This window comes from Methanobrevibacter sp. (assembly GCF_051877095.1).
In the GTDB taxonomy this organism is placed as follows: domain Archaea; phylum Methanobacteriota; class Methanobacteria; order Methanobacteriales; family Methanobacteriaceae; genus Methanocatella.
Genome location: NZ_JBJEIO010000005.1, coordinates 385,568 through 405,895, shown reverse-complemented (window position 1 = coordinate 405,895; position 20,328 = coordinate 385,568). Strand labels below are relative to the sequence as shown.

General features: G+C 29.7%; 17 protein-coding genes and 1 tRNA gene. 9 read left to right on the top strand and 9 right to left on the bottom strand.

The annotated features are described in order from the left end of the window. Positions 1–369 precede the first annotated feature (369 nt). The 7 genes from ACI389_RS04965 to ACI389_RS04935 all read right to left on the bottom strand — a co-directional run bounded on the left by ACI389_RS04965 (position 370) and on the right by ACI389_RS04935 (position 9,625). Positions 370–915 carry an adenylate kinase family protein gene (locus tag ACI389_RS04965; protein ID WP_439780432.1) on the bottom strand — a complete coding sequence of 182 codons (546 nt, stop codon included), beginning with the start codon at positions 913–915 and terminating at the stop codon, positions 370–372. Positions 916–935: 20 nt separating this feature from the next. Then, positions 936–2,030 (bottom strand): OBG GTPase family GTP-binding protein, encoded by a 1,095-nt coding sequence (locus ACI389_RS04960; RefSeq protein WP_439780431.1) that lies wholly within the window; start codon positions 2,028–2,030, stop codon positions 936–938. Positions 2,031–2,098: 68 nt separating this feature from the next. Next, a complete protein-coding gene (locus ACI389_RS04955; RefSeq protein WP_439780430.1) occupies positions 2,099–4,786 on the bottom strand; it encodes an STT3 domain-containing protein in 2,688 nt (895 codons plus the stop codon). 303 nt (positions 4,787–5,089) lie between these two features. Next, positions 5,090–7,243 (bottom strand): DNA topoisomerase I, encoded by a 2,154-nt coding sequence (gene topA, locus ACI389_RS04950; protein WP_439780429.1) that lies wholly within the window; start codon positions 7,241–7,243, stop codon positions 5,090–5,092. A 106-nt stretch (positions 7,244–7,349) separates the two neighbouring features. Then, positions 7,350–7,496 carry a hypothetical protein gene (locus ACI389_RS04945; RefSeq protein WP_439780428.1) on the bottom strand — a complete coding sequence of 49 codons (147 nt, stop codon included), beginning with the start codon at positions 7,494–7,496 and terminating at the stop codon, positions 7,350–7,352. 44 nt (positions 7,497–7,540) lie between these two features. Next, positions 7,541–9,067: a phosphoserine phosphatase SerB gene (gene serB, locus ACI389_RS04940; RefSeq protein ID WP_439780427.1), complete on the bottom strand. Its 1,527-nt coding sequence runs from the start codon at positions 9,065–9,067 to the stop codon at positions 7,541–7,543. Between the two features lie 12 nt (positions 9,068–9,079). After that, on the bottom strand, positions 9,080–9,625 hold the full coding sequence (locus ACI389_RS04935; RefSeq protein ID WP_178788776.1) for a TATA-box-binding protein: 546 nt from the start codon (positions 9,623–9,625) through the stop codon (positions 9,080–9,082). Positions 9,626–9,920: 295 nt separating this feature from the next. On the opposite strand from ACI389_RS04935, the gene cyaB reads away from it, so the two are divergent. From cyaB to fen, 5 genes are read left to right on the top strand one after another with little or no spacing between them, the layout of a single operon-like run. After that, the gene (gene cyaB / locus ACI389_RS04930) at positions 9,921–10,472 is read left to right on the top strand and encodes a class IV adenylate cyclase (protein ID WP_439780426.1); all 552 of its coding nucleotides are present in this window, start codon (positions 9,921–9,923) and stop codon (positions 10,470–10,472) included. A gap of 42 nt (positions 10,473–10,514) precedes the next feature. Further along, positions 10,515–11,684, top strand: coding sequence for a homocitrate synthase family protein (locus ACI389_RS04925; RefSeq protein WP_439780425.1), 1,170 nt, complete (start codon positions 10,515–10,517; stop codon positions 11,682–11,684). A 6-nt stretch (positions 11,685–11,690) separates the two neighbouring features. After that, the gene (gene hacA, locus ACI389_RS04920; protein ID WP_439780424.1) at positions 11,691–12,944 is read left to right on the top strand and encodes a homoaconitase large subunit; all 1,254 of its coding nucleotides are present in this window, start codon (positions 11,691–11,693) and stop codon (positions 12,942–12,944) included. 8 nt (positions 12,945–12,952) lie between these two features. Then, on the top strand, positions 12,953–13,516 hold the full coding sequence (locus ACI389_RS04915) for a chorismate--pyruvate lyase family protein (RefSeq protein ID WP_439780423.1): 564 nt from the start codon (positions 12,953–12,955) through the stop codon (positions 13,514–13,516). Between the two features lie 9 nt (positions 13,517–13,525). Next, positions 13,526–14,509 carry a flap endonuclease-1 gene (fen, locus tag ACI389_RS04910; protein WP_439780422.1) on the top strand — a complete coding sequence of 328 codons (984 nt, stop codon included), beginning with the start codon at positions 13,526–13,528 and terminating at the stop codon, positions 14,507–14,509. Positions 14,510–14,512: 3 nt separating this feature from the next. On the opposite strand, the gene ACI389_RS04905 is transcribed toward fen, so the two are convergent. Together ACI389_RS04905 and ACI389_RS04900 are read right to left on the bottom strand one after the other, a co-directional pair. Beyond that, positions 14,513–15,163, bottom strand: coding sequence for a DUF2119 domain-containing protein (locus ACI389_RS04905; RefSeq protein ID WP_439780421.1), 651 nt, complete (start codon positions 15,161–15,163; stop codon positions 14,513–14,515). 23 nt (positions 15,164–15,186) lie between these two features. Beyond that, positions 15,187–16,437: an adenosylhomocysteinase gene (locus ACI389_RS04900; protein ID WP_439780420.1), complete on the bottom strand. Its 1,251-nt coding sequence runs from the start codon at positions 16,435–16,437 to the stop codon at positions 15,187–15,189. Between the two features lie 126 nt (positions 16,438–16,563). On the opposite strand from ACI389_RS04900, the gene ACI389_RS04895 reads away from it, so the two are divergent. The 4 genes from ACI389_RS04895 (at position 16,564) to glnA (ending at position 20,322) form a co-directional block, all read left to right on the top strand. Next, positions 16,564–16,673 (top strand) — tRNA-Met (locus ACI389_RS04895). Positions 16,674–16,793: 120 nt separating this feature from the next. Further along, positions 16,794–17,960, top strand: coding sequence for an aldo/keto reductase (locus ACI389_RS04890; protein WP_439780419.1), 1,167 nt, complete (start codon positions 16,794–16,796; stop codon positions 17,958–17,960). A gap of 15 nt (positions 17,961–17,975) precedes the next feature. Next, complete coding sequence (locus tag ACI389_RS04885) at positions 17,976–18,728, top strand: HesA/MoeB/ThiF family protein (protein WP_439780418.1); 753 nt, start codon at positions 17,976–17,978, stop codon at positions 18,726–18,728. Between the two features lie 220 nt (positions 18,729–18,948). Continuing rightward, the gene (gene glnA / locus ACI389_RS04880) at positions 18,949–20,322 is read left to right on the top strand and encodes a type I glutamate--ammonia ligase (RefSeq protein ID WP_439780417.1); all 1,374 of its coding nucleotides are present in this window, start codon (positions 18,949–18,951) and stop codon (positions 20,320–20,322) included. The last annotated feature ends 6 nt before the right edge of the window (positions 20,323–20,328 follow it).

The window sequence follows — 20,328 nt, the reverse complement described above, 5'->3', positions numbered from 1 at the left end:
CAAACAAAAATAAACAAAAAACATTGCAAAACTAAATTAAAAATAAAAATAAAAACATATAATTTTAATAATAAAAAATAACTAATTTTTAATTAATTAATTGAGATAAAAATAATTAAAATAATATATAAATAAGAAATTTATTATCATGAATATAACATCATCAAAAAAAATTAAAAAAAATAAAAAAATAGGAATTTTAATAAAAACTTAAATATCTTACAATTAGAACAAAGAAAATAAAACCTAGTATATAAAAGTTCATATTAAATAGCTATTTTCTACGATAAAACAATTATAAGAATAATACTTAATCTAAATAAATATAAAATTTAAATCAATTTTTTATTAAAAAATAAAATGATGAAATTAAAAATTTGAGATTAACCAATCCATAAAATCAACTTCACCAACTGGGAAATTAAGTTTACCTTCAATTACATAAGAAATTACATTAACTATTTCTTCAATTGATAATTTACTAACATCAATCTCAGAAATTTTATCACCATATTCTTCAAAGGCTTCAGCAGTACATACGCCCATAGCCTCAGCTTCTAAGTTTTCACGGATTTTGCTCTTAGAATAATTACGGGATTCCAATCTTGGACACAATATATCCGGATGTACTCTTAGAACTATTACTTTATCCGCTCCAGAACATAAATGAGCTAAATGACCTTCAAATATAATCAACCCATCACTTCTTGAAATAATCTCTGAAACTTTCTCATTAAGTGCATCAATATCAATGATTTTATATCCTTTTTCATCATCAATTCCTAAAACAAAATTATTTTCAATAGCCAAATCATTGATTTTAATTAATTTACAATTTAATTTAGATGATAATAATTCACTAACAGTTGTTTTACCAGTACATGGAGTACCAGTTATAAAAATAACTTCACTCATAATATCAAAAAAAAGAAGAGTTATTTTTTAAGAATAACTCTTAAAACATCTTCATCATCAAGTACATGATCAGGTCCTACTTTTTGACCTGGGAATTTAACAGATGTTCCCCAAACTTTAGCATGACGGAAATTTTTTACAAACTCACGATGAAGTTTACGACATGCTCCAATTACAGTAGTGCCTTTTTTAATAACTAAAGGATCATTCATGTCTGCTTTTCTACCTTGTGGTTTTAAATAAACTCTAACTAAATTAAGATTATCAAAAATAATATCCTTTAATTCATCAATATTAGTTTTTTTATCAGCTGAAATTGGAATGAAATCTGGAATGTATTTCTTAAGTTCCTTAAGGTATGCATCATCTACAAGATCCACTTTATTTAATAATATCTTCATTGGAACATATGATTTATTTCTATCCAAAACATCAATAAATTGATCCATAGTTACATCATCACGGAAAAGTATGTCTGCATTATGCATACCATACTCATTAATAATTGATCTTATAATTTTTTCATCTAAGTGAGTAAGTGGACAAGTTGATGAAATATGAATACCACCAAGTTTTTTCCTTTTAACAGTAACATCAGGCTGTTTTTCATTAGGCCTAATACCAATATTTCTTAATTCATTTAATATAACATCTAAATGCTGTGGATTTAAAGTGTCTAAAACAATTAAAATTAAATCAGCAGTTCTAGCTACAGATAAAATTTCTTTACCTCTTCCTTTACCACTACTTGCTCCTGTAATAATTCCAGGAATATCAAATACTTGAATTTTTGCATTTTTATGTTCCATAACACCGGGAACAATATCTAATGTTGTAAATTGATAAGCTCCAACTTTACTCTCAGCATTAGTAATTTCATTTAAAAGTGTAGATTTACCAACAGATGGAAATCCAACAAGCACAACAGTTGCATCACCTGTTTTTTTAACATGAAAACCTTGACCCTTATGGCCACCACTACTTCTTTGTAAAGATTCTTCTTTTAATTTAGATAATTTAGCTTTAAGTTTACCAATATGATGTGAAGTAGCTTTATTATATGGTGTCTTTTGTATCTCCTCTTCAATGTCTTTTATTTTCTCTTCTATCCCCATTAAATCACCATATTAAATTATTATAATAAAAAAAAGAAAGATTAGGAAAATCCTAATCTAACCACTAGCTAAGCACCAGCAGCAGTATTATTAAAGTTTACTTTAAACAACATCACTCCATTTTCCATATGGACATTTTCAAATATGTTTTGACCAGCTCCACCATATAAGTATAATCTAGTAAACATAGAGTTTTCTAACTCCTTATTCATCAAAATAGGAGTATAATAATTTTTTTCACCCATTAAAAGGAGTGTGTAGTTTGCATCTTTTGCATTAGCAACAGACTCGTTTTTCATGACATATCCATCTTCAATAACCACTAATCTTGAAATATTTAATGGATTATATGGAGTATCATTCACAAAAATCTGCTTTCCAGTATCACTATAAACAGCCTCAGTATATGCAGTAGTTGAATTATTACCAGAACCTCTCTGTATTACTGCATTTACAGTCATACCCTGATCATCAAGCAATGATAATTTACCAGTTGATCCAGGATTAACTTTCACTTGATCTGTTGGAACATAATAATTATAGTTTTCAGAACTTTGGTTTTTAAAGTCCCATGCACCAAAGTAGCTCCACCAACCAGCTTTTTGAAGCATATCTGAAGATGCAACAAATATTACTGGACGTGGATTTTTAGGGTGTGTATATTGAACTATATCTTTTGCTTGAGCTCCTGTTAAATGATACTTGCTTTGCAATGTTTTCTGAGCATCATCTGATTTCATTGGTAAAATATCAATTAGAATATCAGTTGATTTACCTGTATCATTAGTAATATTCACTAATGATTCAACAGCTTTATTACCTGTTGTATCAAGCATTCTAAATATGCCTGCAGACAATTCCAGATTATCCGTAGTCATGGCTTGACCCAACCAGAATGCACGATCTCCAGATTGTGAACCACCATCGAATGTTACTTGTTTATCCGCAGCAATCTCAAAGAGATAACCAAAGTCCCACCAGGATGTTAATACTGTATCATTACTTTGAGTTTCATTAACCCACGCCATTGAATTCCACATTGCATCATTTGTACCTGGAATAACAGTATTTGAAGTTAAAAAAGCGCCACAAACACACGGAACAATTAAAGCGAGTGCAATAGTAATGATTGCAATAGTTTTCTTAATTGGAATCTTTTTACCAGATGTAGCTTTAGGCTTAAGTATATAAATTGAAGCTGCTCCAACACCAACAATAACAATGAATGTTAAAATTCCATAAATTGTACTAATTGTAGTTAACGGCACTGCAACAAAAATAGCTGCAATTGCAATAATCGCAAGTAATATCTTATCATTAGTGATTTTAGTTCTAATATATTCAGATGCAACACCTACAAAAATACCAGTCAAAAGAGCAAATGGTAATACGATAGTAGTAATAAACCTTGAACCTCTTGTTACAGCAAGTACAGTGACTAAAACCCATATTATAAATAAACATCCATATAAAATAGTTAATTTATTATCAGACAATATATCTGGCATGGATTCCATATTGAATTTATTAAAATTAATCTTAAATTTACGGCTGTTATCAAGTTTTTTAGAAGCAGATAATCTTTCAGATTTATGTGGCTTATTTGTATTGTCAGGAATTACTGATTCTTTTCTAAGTCCAAATATATTTTTCACAAATAAGTACAATACAGCTAAACCTGCAAATAATACACCTATACCACCAATACCGTTTACAACACCGTTACTGTTAGCTAAGAATAATGAATTCATACCACTTCCAAGCATAGCTGGAATTTGCATCTCCGCAACTGAAACAAGCACATTAGGGAAACCACCAATTACACTAGAAGCAGACTGTAAGGAAAGTAAACCTAATAAACTTCCAAATATAGAAATAACACCATCTAAACCTCTGAAAATTGCAAGACCAACAAATCCTACAACTCCTAAAAGTACAATAGACTTTAAAGCATTTTGATTAATAAACCATAACAACTTATTAGAATACTCTTCCTTATTATCTTTACCAACATTAAAGTAATAACATGCAATTAGATAAACAACTGAAAATATTCCCATGAGACCTATATAAAATATATAACCTGCCCATGATTGAGAGAATAATCCAATAGATATTATTGATAAAATTGCACATAGAACTTTACATATGATATTTTTCGCCCTTATACTCTCTATAAAGAAGAATATAAAGAATAATGGAAATATGTAATAGAACATATCTGTATCGAAAAATCCAGGGAATGTGTGCGCAAAGTAATTTGGAGCAAGAGCAATAATCAATGTTGCAACAATAGCCCCATATTCATTAGTTATTCTCCTAGAAAATAGATATGCTGGAATAACAGCTAATGTAGATATAATAGCTCCTACCCAAAATGCTATTTCCTTAACTGAATAATCTCCGAAGTATTGGTTAGCAAAATCATGTAAAAATGATGTTACATACACGATACCCAGTTCATAATGGATTTCATCACCTGTAGGGGCGTATCTATGCATATCCCAATCACTACCATTAATCTGCACATCACCAACAAAACCATGATCAATGTAATTCTCAGTCAACCTTAAGTTATAATATGAATCCATTTCACTAAAATAAGGAAGACCTGAAGAATCAACATATTCTCCTTTAGCCTGATCAGAAATAATATTTAAATCTGCAGCAGGCATTTTAAGTGCAAAAACAACTGCTAATAATATCAATATGATGAGAACTGACTTAACAATTGTCTTTCTTGTTTCTTTATTCATTAAAATCCTCATTTAAATTTTTTAAATAATATTATTTTAAATTTTAAAATAATACCATGATTAAAATACATTTTAAATTACAAAATAAAAATATTAAATAAAAATTAAATATTTTTATTAAAATATATTTATTATTTTAACATTATTAAGTATTTTGCATATCCTGAATTTTATAATAAATAAATATTTTAAAAAAAATAATTAAACAATATAACAAAATAAATTAAAAATATAGTAAAAAAATAGAAAAAATATTAGAAATATACTTATATCAAACTAAAATAAAAATAAGTTAAATTAACTTTATTTTAATTTACTTTCCAGTTCATCAACAGAACAAGTAAATCTACATTTTGGAAATCCTTTACATCCAATAAATTCCCCATAACGGCCAGAACGCTTTAAAAGAGTATTACCACACTCAGGACATTTACCAACTTCAGTAGGAGTATGAACTTTAGTTTTATCTTTTCCACAATTCGCATCAAGACACGCACGTTGGCGAGGTTTTCCAAATGAGATAATTGGAAGACCACATTTTTCACAAGTTTTTTTAAGAAAATTAGTACCCTTTGGAATAGAATAACTTGTAGTACAATCAGGATAATTAGAACACCCTACAAATGAACTCTTAGTTTTAGGAGAATATCTTTTTATAAGATTTCCACCACAATTAGGACAAGTTCCAACAATATTACTCTCTTGATATGATTCATATAATTTAGAACCTATCTCTTTTGAATTCTTAGTAATATCATCTAAAATCAATTTAACTTCTTTTTCGCCTTCACTTATAATCTCATCACGATTAGATTCATTATTACTAATACCATCAAGTTTAATCTGCAAGTCACGAGTAAGCTCTTCAGAAGTTAAATTATTACAATAAGTACTCAACGTATCAATCATATTCTCCCCTAATTGATTTACTTCAATTTGTTGAGTGCCAGTTATATATTTACGATCATATAACTTATCAATAATATCTGCACGAGTTGCTTTAGTACCAAGTTCTCTTTTTTCAAGTTCCTTAATAAGTGAAGCTTGATTATACCTTGCAGGAGGTTTAGTTTCTTTTTCATCTGAAATCAACTTTAATACTTTAATTAAATCTCCTTCTGCAATTTCAGGAAATGCTTCATCGTCAATTTTTCTAAACGGATAATGTTCCATCCATCCCTTATGAGTAACTCTTCTACGTTTGAAACGGAACTTTTCACCTTCAATATCCAATTTAGTACTCATAGTTTCAAATTTAGCTGCTTCAAAGAATACTGAAATAAATCTATAAACAATAAGATCATAAATCTTTTTATCATCTTTAGATAAACCTTGAGGTAAAATTCCAGTTGGATGAATAGCAGGGTGTGCTGCATCATCTTTTTTACCATTGTTTGGTTTTAATTTAGATGGAAGTTGATCAATATGTTTTTTAAATTCTTTTTCATTTGATAACTGACCAAATATTGATTTAAAGTCAAGACTTTCAGGTAATTTCTGTGAAGATGTACGTGGATAAGAAGTATAACCTGAAGTATAAAGATTTTGAGCAATTGTTTGTGTCTTTTTAGGTGAAAATCCAAATACATTATACGCCTCAGATTGAAGACCCCCTAAGTTAAATGGTACTGGAGGTTTTGTTGTAGAATTGGAAATTGTAATTTTATCAACAACTGCATCTTTTCCTTGGCACTTAGTCATGATTTCTTCAGCTTTATCTTTATCAAAGATTTTACCATCAACATGATTGACTTCAATATCTCCTTCAATAATAGCTTTTATTAACCAATAAGGTTCAGGAACAAACTCATTAATTTCTTTTTCCCTTTCAACCAAAATAGATAAAGTAGGTGTCTGAACCCTACCTGCTGATAATTTTAAAAATCTATGTTTAGCATCACTTACTGATTTCATTAATGCTTTAGAAATATTTACACCAAAATAATAATCTAAAACATGTCTTGCAATACCAGTATCTACTTGCTTCATATCTAATTCTATTCTATTATCATAAGCTTCAAGTAAATCTTTTTTAGTTAAAGTAGAAAATTTCATACGAGAGACTTTATCTAAATTATCTTGACCACAAGCATATTTCAATGCATTATATCCAATTAACGTACCTTCAGTATCATAATCACAAGCATGAATATAAGCATCTGCATTTTTTCCAAGCTTTTTAATAGTTCTTACATAATCTTTAGTAAATCCACTACCTTTTTTATTAACTTCATAAGCAGGAGCCCAATGAAGATTAAAATAAACTTTATCTTTTGGATTGTCAGGGGTAAGTGAATAAAGATGTCCAACAGCAGATACGACAGTAATATCTTTTGAATCCTTTTTAAGTTCCCAATATTTCACTTTTTTATATACTTTCTTTTTTGCACTTGATGAAAGTGCTTTTGCTATCTTCTCTGCAGATGTCGGTTTTTCACATACAATTACTTCATGCATTTTATACAATCCCCTACTTTAAAAAAATAATACTGGATATAATATAAAATAATATCTAATATATAAAAATTTTGAAAAAAAAGAAATTATGAAATTAAAAAAAAAGTTATAATTTTTCATTATAAAAACGGTAAAAATCAGCACAAAAGTCACAAATTGGGTATTTACCATTACGATAATATCCAAGTTCTGCTTTATTCATATCAAATTTTTTACCACAAATAAAACAAGTTTCGATTTTTTCTTCTGTCATGTTATACCTTAAAAAAAATAAAAAAAGAGTAGGTTAAAAAAAACTTAACCTATATTGTATTTTTGTAAGAGTAAAATCTCTTCAGTAGAAACTTTTCCACCTTTTTTAAATTTAGCAAAGATTTCTTCAGCTCTTTCTTTTTCTTCACGGTTTCTGTTAGATCCGCTAGACGGTTTGTTATCAGATTTTCTTTTTCTAGGTCTGTTGGAACCTAATTTTTTATTGATAACATGAATATCACTTAAGATAGCTTTAAACTCTTCATGTTTAGCAGAAGCATTTTTACGTGCTTCGATGAATTTTTTGTGTGCTTCATCAGCTGCAGTTCTGATATCATCAGTTTTTCTGAAGTAAGTAAGCATTTCTTCGTGAGCTGCTTGAGCTTTTTCAGAAAGAGTAATAACTTTTTCGTGTTCTTCTTCAGATAACTTTTTAAGTTCTTGAGATTCACCTTGAACAGATTCATCTTCATGAATTTTCATTAATTGTTTTCTGAGATCATTTGCATTTTTAACAAGCTGATTTTCTTTTTTAATGTCTAAAACGCGAGTTTCAATGATTTTATCAATTTTTTTGATTTCATTTTCTATTTTAATTTTATCACGTTTACCAGAAGACCATTCTAAACTTTTAATTTTGTTATTAGCATCATTACGAGCTTTTTTAGCAGCTTCAACAGCTTTGTTAATTTCATTACGTTCGTTTCTGAACTCAATAGCTTTGTTTAAGTTTTCTTTTAAAGATGCGTTTAATTCATCTCTAATTTTACGTTGTTCTTTAGCTATTTTATTGAAATTTTCTCTTTCGTCAGCTACTTTAGCAATTTCAGCTTCTTTTTCATCTTTTTGTTTTCTTACACCCTCCATGGTGTCAGCAAGAACAAAGTCAGATTTAGGAAGAGGTTTTTCGTCTACAGTTTCAGTTTCAGCATCATCAGTGGTTAATTGATTATTAATTTCATCAAAGACTTTGCATAAGTCTTTTTCATCTATTACAACATCAGCAATTTCTTTTACAGAATCTTTTGCATTGAATGCAATTCCGCAACCTGCTGATTCAATCATGGAAATGTCGTTAGCTCCATCTCCAACAGCAACTACTTCATCTAAAGTAATTCCTGCTTCTTCAACAAGTCCGTTTAAAACATCTAATTTAGAACCAGATACTAAAGGACCAGTCACTTCACCAGTTAATTTACCATCTTCGACTGTGAAACTATTAGTATAAACTTTGTCTATTCCAAGTTTATCTTTAATATGTTCAGCCACTACATCAAAACTACCACTAATGATAGCTACATCTAAGTCATTATCTTTTAAAGATTTGATAGTTTCTAAAGCACCAGGCATTAAAGGGAGTTCGTCAGCAACTTTTTCAACATCTTCAATAGAGACGTCTTTAAGAAGTTGAACTCTGTCTTTAATAGAAGTTTCAAAGTCAATTTCCCCTTGCATAGCCTTTTCAGTAATTGCAGCTATGTCTTCTTCAACATTTGCTATTTTTCCTATCTCATCTATTGCTTCACCATCAATAATAACGTTATCTAAGTCAAATACTACAAGTTTAATCAATAATACCACCAATTATATTAAATCTAGCTCACTTAATCTATCGTAAGCTCTTTCGACACCTAATTTAGCGTCGCTTTTAGTTTTAGCTCCGGTACAAACTACTTTACCTGAGCCAAATAATAATAAAACCACTTTAGGGTCAGATAATCTGTATACTAAACCAGGGAATTGTTCTGGCTCATATTCAGTATCTTCAAGTTCTAAAGCTACGGCTTCTAAATTTAATGTGGATTCTAAGTTAGCAGAAGCCACAATGTTTTGAATTTTAATTTCAAACTCATGAGGAATTTCAGTATCGATAGTCCTCATTAAATCTACAGTTTTTTTGATTGCTAATTTAGAATCATCTATAGATTTTGCTCCAGTACATACAAGCTTACCAGAGCTAAATATTAATGCTGCTGTTTTAGGATCTTTAAGTTTAAAAACTAATCCCGGAAACTGTTCACGATTAAAATTAACCCCTTCTAAAGCTTGGGACACTTCAGTAAGAACAATGTCTTTACCAATGCTTGCAGAAGCAACAATGTTTTCAATTTTTATTTCAACATCGGTCAATTTAAAACCTCCTTAATTATTAAAAGTAGAATAGTAAAATTTAAGAAAACAATAAAATTAGTTAAATTTTTACTAATAAACTATTTAATTTAAATAGTATATAAAGGTATGTTTATTTAAAGAATATAAATAAAATTTTAAAAAAAAATAAAATTTTAATTTAAAAAATAAGATTTTATTTATAAATAAAATTAGAATAATAATTAGATAATAGTTATTTATAAATGTTACTACTAATTAAATAGTTTTTTTAAAAAAAAGAAAATTTATAAGAAATTAGCTTATAGGCGATAAGATGATTGAAGTTGAAGTGAAAGCTAAAATCAATAGCTTTAATGAAATTGAAAAAAAATTGGAAAAAATTGGTGCAATAAAAAGTAAAAAAGAATTTCAAGAAGACATATACTTTAATAGTCCTGTTGTAGACTTTGCAGATACTGATGAAGCATTAAGAATCAGAACAACAACAAAAAATAATGATATTAATATTTTTATAACCTACAAAGGTCCAAAAATAGACAGCAACTCAAAAACTAGAAAAGAAATTGAAATAGGAATTGAAGATGCTGAAAAGTGCTCAGATATATTTGAAGCTATTGGATTTAAAAAAGTAAGGACTGTTCGTAAAAATAGACAATATTATACTTATAAAAACTTCGAAATATCACTTGATGATATTGAAGGACTTGACCCATATATGGAAATAGAAATAGGATTAGATGACAAACAAGATTACTCTGATGCTCAAAACTCTATTTTCGAGCTATTTGAAAAATTAGGCATCACAGATGGATTTGAAAGAACTTCCTATTTAGAACTATTAGAAAACTTAAATAATAATAACTAACTAATAACTAATAATAGATTTATTTTATAAAGATGTGATACATTGCAATATTTTATTAGTCACTATAATAAAGAACAAGAATTAAAATTTCCAGATGATTTAATAATTTATGACACAACACTAAGGGACGGTGAACAAACCCCTGGTGTTTGTTTTAGTTTTGATGAAAAATTAGAAATAGCTAAAAAACTCGATCAATTTAAAATTCATCAAATTGAAGCAGGTTTTCCAATAGTTTCCGAAAAAGAAAAAGAAACCGTTAAGGCAATCACAAATGAAGGTTTAGATGCTGGAATTTTAGGTTTAACAAGAACAAAAAAAGAAGATATTGACGTAGCTCTTGACTGTGATGTAGATGGAATCATTACTTTTGTTGGAACATCTGACATTCACTTAGACCACAAAATGCACATTACTCGCCAAGATGCAATTAACTTGTGTGAAACTGCAGTAGACTATGCTAAAGACCATGGATTATATGTTGCATTTTCAGCAGAAGACGCTACCAGAACTGATATTGAATTTTTAAAAAGAATTTACTTAAAAGCTCAAGAATGTGGTGCTGACAGAGTTCATATTGCAGACACTACTGGTGCAATTACTCCACAAGGTATTGATTATCTTGTAAGAGAACTTGTAAAAGATTTAGATGTTATGATTGCTCTTCACTGTCACAATGATTTTGGTCTTGCAGTAATTAACTCAATCACAGGTATTTTAGCTGGTGCAAAAGGTATTTCTACAACTGTTAATGGTATTGGAGAAAGAGCAGGTAATGCATCACTAGAAGAATTAATCATGTCCTTAAGAATACTTTACGGTAAGGATTATGGATTTAAAACCAAATACATTAAGGAATTATCAGATATTGTATCAAAACACAGTGGACTTCAAATCCCCTACAATAAACCTGTTGTTGGAAATAATGTATTTAGACATGAATCAGGAATTCATGTTGATGCAGTTATTGAAGAACCATTATGTTACGAACCATACCTTCCAGAATTAGTCGGTCAGAAAAGACAACTTGTTTTAGGTAAACATTCAGGATGTAGAGCAGTAAAAGCTAAAATGAATGAATTCGATCTTGAAGTGAGTGATGAAGAACTTATACAGATTGTAAGAGAAGTAAAAAAATCTAGAGAAGAAGGAAAATACATTAATGATAAAGTCTTCAAAGAAATCGTTAAAAAAATCAGTAAAAAGGAATAGATTACAATGAATATTACTGAGAAAATATTATCTGCAAAAGCAGGTCATGAAGTAACACCTGGCGAAATTATCGAAATCCCAGTTGACCTCGCAATGTCACATGATGGAACCTCACCACCAGCAATTAAAACATTTGAAAAAATAGCTACCAAAGTATGGGATTCCGATAAAATAGCAATTATATTTGATCACAACATTCCCGCAAATACTATTGGATCTGCAGAATTCCAAAAAGTTTGCCGTGACTTTATTAAAACTCAAAATATTACTAAAAACTTTATTCATGGTGAAGGAATCTGCCATCAAGTCGTTCCAGAAATGGGATTAGTCGAACCTGGAAAGGTTATTGTAGGTGCTGATTCTCACACTTGTACTTATGGTGCCTTTGGAGCATTTTCCACTGGTATGGGATCAACTGATCTTGCAATGGTTTGGGCAACTGGAAAATCATGGTTTATGGTTCCAGAAGCTATTAAAATGGAAGTAGAAGGTGAATTAAACCCATATATTGCACCAAAAGATGTAATTTTAAACATTATTGGAGAAGTTGAAATAGCTGGTGCAACATATAAAACTGCCGAATTTTGCGGTCCAACAATAGAAAACATGGGAGTTGAAGGAAGAGCAACCATGTGTAATATGGCTATTGAAATGGGTGCTAAAAATGGAATAATGGAACCTAATCATGAAGTTATTGACTATATTTGCAAAAGAACTGGTAAAAAAGAATCTGAATTAAATATTGTAAAATCAGATAAAGATGCGGTTTATTCCAAAGAAATGCATTTTGATATTTCTGATATGGAACCTCAAATTGCATGTCCAAATGATGTAGATAATGTTAAAGCAATTTCTAAAATTGAAGGAACTGTGATAAATCAATGTTTAATTGGTTCATGTACAAATGGTAGACTTTCTGATTTAAAAGAAGCAGCAGAAATATTAAAAGGTAAAAAAATTAACGAAGATATTAGATTGATTATTCTTCCAGCATCAAGAGAAATTTACAAACAAGCAATGCAACTAGGTTACATTGATACATTTATAGATGCAGGAGCAATTATTTGTAATCCAGGATGTGGTCCATGTCTTGGAGGACATATGGGAGTGTTATGTGAAGGAGAATCATGTATTTCCACCACAAATAGAAACTTTAAAGGTAGAATGGGTGATCCAAAATCTTCAGTATATCTGTCTAATTCAAAAGTAGTAGCCGCATCAGCAATTACTGGTGTTATTACTAATCCAAAAGATTTGTAGTGATCTAAATGACAATATCTAAAAATGAAGCAAATAAAGCTCTTATTGATAAAATAAGACAAGTAGAAAACGATTATGGTAAAACATTTTCAAATACTCAGAAAATATTAATGACAACAGACGGATCAATTACTGCAATTCTAGATGTATTATACGGAAAGATTACTTTAACTACACTTGATCAACATTTTGAAAATGCAGATGAAAATCATGCGAAATTAGTTAACGTTGATGAAGGTGAAAAAATCAATTACCGTGAAGTTATAATGCATAAAGACGGTAAACCTTTAATTTATGCGATATCACACATTCCATTATCTAGATGTAGTGAAAATGTTTGTGCTGACTTAGTAAGAGCAGATATTCCAATTGGTAGAATTCTAAAAAATTATAATATTGAATCCAGAAGAGAAATTCATAACATATTCATCGAAAAACCAAATGAAACCTTAAAAGAATTATTTGAAACTGATGAAGACATGCTTGCAAGAGATTATGTCATAATAAACAACAATGAAATCCTAATGTGGATTAAAGAAGTATTCCCAATTAGCTATTTTACAGAAATATAAGGTGTGAAAATGGGTGTTAAACTAAAAGATATAATTGAACCAGAACCAATTAATTTTAAAAATTTAGAAGGAAGAACCGTATCAATTGATGCATTCAACACACTTTTCCAATTCTTATCTACAATCCGACAAAGAGATGGTAGACCATTAACTGATGAGAATGGAAATATTACCTCTCATTTAAGCGGAATATTATATAGAAACTCATCAATGATTGAAAAAGGAATAAAACCAATTTATATCTTTGATGGAAAAGCACCTGACCTTAAAAAAAAAACTCAAGCTAAAAGAAGAGAAGTTAGAGATGAAGCTGAGAAAATTTATAAAGATGCATTAGCTAAAGGAGATACTGAAAAAGCACGTAAATTTGCAATGAGATCATCTAAACTATCACCTGAAATTATTTCCTCCTCTAAAAAGTTATTAACATTAATGGGAATCCCATATGTTGATGCAAAAGGAGAAGGTGAAGCTCAAGCAGCTTATTTAGTTCAAAATGGAGATGCATATGCTGTTGCTTCTCAAGATTACGATTGTTTATTATTCGGAGCTAAAAGAGTTGTTAGAAACCTTGCAGTTAATTCAAATCTTGGAAACTTAGAATATTATCAATTAGATAAAGTTTTAAGAAAATTAGATATAACACGAGAAGAATTAGTTGATATGGGAATTTTAATTGGAACTGACTTTTGTGATGGCTTAAAAGGTGTAGGTGCAAAAACAGCACTTAAATTAGCTCATAAAAATCAATTAAAAGAAAAACTAAAGGAACTTCAAAAAGAATCAACACATGATTTAGAAGAAGTTCGTGAAATTTTCTTAAACCATAATGTGAATATGGATTATAAAATCAAATGGGAAAAACCTCAAAAAGATAAAATTATTGAATTTTTATGCTATGAACATGGTTTTTCTGAAGATCGTGTTTCTAAAGCATCTGACAAACTTAAAAATCTAAATTCAACACAAGGAAGTCTTGATGCTTGGTTTTAAATTTTAATATGGTGGAAAATCTTTACCAAATACTTTTTCAGCATACCTCATAGCTATTCGAACTTGACTTGCATGTTTTTTTAACATTTCTTTTTCAAAATAATCTCTTGAAGGTGAGATTAAAATTAAATTAAGTAATTCCTCATAAGTTTCAATAGCTAAAGTTTTATTAAAATTATATTTTTTAATAATCTCAGAGTTTAATTTTTCAAAACATGGAAACTCTAATGTTTTACATACAGTTTCAGTAGAAAAATAAGTCATCCTAATTAATGGAGATACAGATGAAACTAAAACATGATTTCCTAATTTAATAAGTGGAGGAACCCCTGTTTTTTTATATCTTTCTAATGAAGTTAATTTATCATAATTTTTAAGACTATAACAATGAAGTTCTGTATAAAAATCAGGCCGTAAATCTTCAATCAACTCCAAAACCTTTTGGCCAAGTTCAGATTCATAATACTCTTTATCAATAGTTGAAATATATGGGGTCTTATCGAAATTATAAAAATAAAACTGCCCTTGTGATAAATTTTCATCTTTAATCCTTTTAAGAAATTTTAAAGATGTTACACCCTCATTTCCATGAAGTCCACCAATAAATAATTTAGTTGGACCTTTACCATTATCCACATATTTAAAAAAAGACATAAAATAAAAAAAAATGAAGGAAATTATGTTCCTTCTTGCCAATTAGACATGTAAGCTTTTTGTTTATCAGTTAATGAGTCAATTTCAATACCCATAGCTTCTAATTTTTTGTTTGCTACCATATAGTCAATTGCATCTGGTGCTTTGGTTACTCCTACAGATAAATCATTTTCGAGGATGTGTTTTGCAGATAATGCTTGTACAGCAAAACTCATATCCATAATTTCAGCAGGGTGTCCTTGTCCACGTGCTGCAGATAAATTTACGAGACGACCATCAGCAAGTAAATAAATTTTACGTCCATCTTTAGTAGTGAACTCTTCAATACTTTCACGTACTTCTTTAACACTAGTTGAAATAGCTTCAAGATCAGGTCTATTGATTTCTACATTGAAGTGACCTGAGTTTGCAAGCATACATCCATCTTTTATGTATTTGAAATCATCACCAGAAATAATGTCCGCATTTCCAGTTACTGTAATGATTAAGTCTGATTGTTTTACTGCTTCACGAATAGTCATTACTCTGTATCCATCCATTCTAGCTTCAAGTGCTCTGATTGGATCTACTTCTGTTACAATAACATCTGCACCAAGACCATCAGCACGGAGTGCAAGTCCTCTTCCACACCATCCATATCCACAGATAGTTACAGTTTTTCCTGCAATTACCATGTTAGTTGTTCCCATGATTGCATCGAAACTTGATTGACCAGTTCCGTATCTATTATCAAATAAATATTTAGTATAAGCATCATTTACTGCAATTACTGGGAATTTTAATGCTCCATCAGCATGCATTGCTTGTAATCTGTGCACACCAGTAGTGGTTTCCTCACATGCACCTTTAATATGGCTTAATAATTCAGTTCTTTCATTGTGAAGTACCATAATCATGTCTGCACCATCATCAATAATAATATCTGGTTTATGGTCGAGTACCATATTAATAGTTTGATAATATTCTTCATCGTCTTGTTCTCTCCAACCATAAACATTTAAACCTAAATCAGCTGCTCCTGCAACTGCATCATCATGAGTAGATAATGGATTACAACCAGTCATAGCAACTTCAGCACCACCAGCCATTAAAGTTAAACCTAAATTAATAGTTTTAGGTTCTAAATGTAAACATGAACCAATAGTAATACCTTTAAAAGGTTGAGTTTCTAAATACTCTTGCTTAATTTGTTCTAAAACAGGCATATGCTTTTGAACCCATTCAATTTTCCTAACACCTTCAGGTGCCAAAGACATATCTTTAACTTTGCTCATAAAAATTACTCCTCAATAAAATTATATAAATTTTATAACCTTTATAATTAATGGAAAATTAGAATAAAATACCTAAAAAAACAAAAAGTATAAATATAATGCATAAATAATATATTATTGTTAGATGCCGGGGTGGCTCAGCTGGTTAGAGCGCACGGCTCATAGGGTAATAATGCAGTGCTCTGACGTATTCCTGGGATACCGTGAGATCGCGGGTTCGAATCCCGCCCCCGGCATCCTAAAATCCCAGGAATTTCCATCTAACTTATTTTTTAAAAAAAAATATTTTCAAATAATAATTTTATACTCTTTTTATCAAAAATACTAATCAATTGCTAAATTATTAGAGGTTTGAAATGTTATATAATACACTCGGAAAAACTAATCTTAAAGTATCCAGACTTGGTTTTGGAACAATGAGATTACCTACAATTAATTCCAATGCAGATATCAACAAAAAAGAAGCATCAGAAATATTAAAATATGGGATTGAAAATGGAATTAATATAATTGATACCGCTTACCCTTACCATAGCATAGGACTTGATGGTAATGGAAATAGTGAAAAATTTATTGGTGAATTTTTAAAAGAAAATAATTTAAGAGATGAAATTTTACTACAAACAAAATCTCCCTCATGGTTAATGGAGGAAAAAACTGATTTTGATTATTATTTAAATATTCAACTTGAAAAATTACAAACTGATTATATTGATATTTATCTTCTTCATTCATTAACTGTTCCAGATTGGAATAAAGTACATGATTTAGGAGTGCTCGATTTTTTAGATGATTGTTTAAGTAGTGGTAAAATCAAACATGTTGGATTTTCATCACATATTGAAGTAGATTATTTAATTGAAATACTTGATGAGTATCCAAAATGGGAAGTTGTACTAACTCAAATGAATTATCTTGATGAATATTACCAATCAGGAATAATGGGTCTTAATTATTTAAAAGATATTAATGTTGGAAGTATGATTATGGAACCTCTTCGTGGAGGAAGATTAGTTCAAAATATCCCAAATAAAATTCAAGAATTATGGAATACCTCAGAAAAGAAAAGAACACCTGTTGAATGGGCATTACAATACTTATGGAATAGAGATGATGTTGATTGTGTCTTTAGTGGCATGAATAACTTAAATCAGGTAAAAGAAAATATCCGAATTGCATCAACTGAAGATATTATAAGTGAAAATGATCAAGAACTAATTAGAGAAGTTGCAAGGACTTATAGAACTTTTCTTGGAAACAGTTGTACTAGATGTGGTTACTGCATGCCTTGTCCTCATGGTGTTGATATTATTAATTGTTTAACTGAATATAATATTGCACATATGATGCAAGACCCTAAAGCTAGTGCTATGCAATACTTCACACTAATAGATGATGATTCAAGAGCAGATAGTTGTATAAACTGTAAAGAGTGTATACCCTTTTGTACACAGATGTTGAATATCCCCGAAGAACTTCAAAAAGTATATGAATACTTTGGTAGTGAATTTAATCATTTTTAAAAAGAAGGTGGAAAAATGCCAACAAGATATAAAGAAGATGGATACTGGGAAATAGCTTCCCGTCAAATGAGTATTGTTACAAGAAGCGAACAACAAAAGTTTAAAGATGCAAAAATCACTGTGATTGGATGTGGTGGTATTGGAGGTCAAACCATTGAAATGCTTGCAAGAATGGGAATTGGAGAACTTATAGTTGTTGATGAAGATTCATTTGATATGTCAAACCTAAATAGGCAAAATTTTGCAACATTAAATAATATTGGATTATCTAAAAGTGAAGTTGCAAAAGAAAAAGTAAGATTAATCAATCCTTATGTTAAAGTAACAAGTTTTAACGAGCATGTTGACGAAAATAACATTGATAAAATTATATCTGACTCAAATATTGTTATTGATGCTCTTGATAATATTTTAACAAGAGTTATTGCAACACGAAAAGCAAATGAGAAGAAAATTCCATTCATACACGGAGCAATTCATGGAACTTTAGGTCAAATTACTACATTTTTACCAAATACAAAAAGTTATGAAGAAATGTTCAACCTTCCATCTCTTGGTAAAGATTTAACAAATGAAGTCATTGAAAGTTTGAAAAATATTACTTCAGGCACACCACCAGTTATTGGACCAACCCCAAATTTAATTGGTTGTCTTCAAGCAATTGAAGCTTATAAAATAATAACTGGCATTGGAAAAGTTACTGTCGCACCTAAAATTTTAACATTTGATTTATTGGATTTAGGTTCATTTTTACAGACAGAAATCTAAACATTAATTAAAATATTATTCTTTTTTTATATTAAATTGAACAAAAATATATTTATTTTACAAAATAATAAGCATATTTTTATTAAAAAGTACAAATTAATATATAAAAAAATTAATGTACAAATATTTTTTACAAATATTTATATACTAAAAAATTAAGATATAACATACAATGGAAAGTATTTTCCGACTATTTTGAATTAATCTTGATTAGTTTATTATGGAGCTTGATTTAATGAGCGATATTCCACAGGAAAAAATTGAAAGAATAACTGAAATAATGAAAGAGGATAATATCAAATTTATCCGTTTACAATTTGTTGATATTAACGGTACTGTAAAAAACATTGTAATCCCATTTAATCCAGGAGACAACATGGATGAATTATTTAACGAAGGAATGTTATTTGATGGATCATCCATTGCAGGATTCGTTGGAATCAACGATAGTGATTTAGTTTTAAAACCAGACATCAACACTTATTCAAGACTTTCTTGGAGACCAGAAGAATCTGCAACATGTAGATTTATTTGTGATGTATGGACTCCTGAGAAAAAACCATTTGCAGGAGATCCAAGAGGAGTACTCAAAAAATCATTACAACATATTGGTAAAATGGGATTACAATATAATATTGGTCCAGAACCAGAATTCTTTATTGTAGATATTGATGAAAATGGATATCCAATGCCTTATGATGATGCAAGCTATTTTGATGTCGAACCTTTAGATAAAGGACCTGATTTCAGAAGAGAATTAACTTTAAACTTAGAAGATTTAGACTTTGAAGTTGAAGCATCCCACCACGAAGTAGCTCCTGGTCAAAACGAAATTGCATTTAAATTTAAAGATGCGCTTAAAACTGCAGATGCTGTAATTACATTTAAACAAGCAATTAAAGCTATTGTAGACAACATGGCTACCTTTGACCAAATGGATTATAGAGTAACATTCATGCCAAAACCATTCTTTGGAGTAAGTGGTAGTGGAATGCACTGTCACCAATCTGTATTTAAAGGAGATAAAAACCTATTTTCAGATCCAGATTCTGAAACTGGACTTTCAAAAGATGCTCTTCATTTCATGGGAGGATTATTGAAACATGCTCCAGCAATTACTGCTATTACTAATCCTATTGTAAATTCATATAAACGTTTAGTTCCAGGTTATGAAGCACCAGTTTACAGAGCATATGGTCTTAGAAATAGATCTGCTTTAATTAGAGTTCCTGCAGCACGTGGAAAAGCTACTCGTATTGAATACAGGTCCCCTGACCCTGCATGTAACCCTTACTTAGCATTTACCGTAATGCTTGAAGCAGGTATTGATGGAATTGTTAACAAAATTGACCCTGGTGAACCTGTAGAACTCGATATATATAGTATGAGTGAAGAAGAAAGAAATGAAAGAGGAATCAAAGTCTTACCAACAAGTTTATGGGAAGCATACCATTCACTTGAAGAAGATCCATTGATTCTTAATGCATTAGGTTCCCATGTAAGTGATAAATTCTTAGAACTCAAATACAAAGAATGGGACGAATACCGTGTTCAAGTATTTGGATACGAACAGAAAAAATATTTAGATATCTAATCTAAA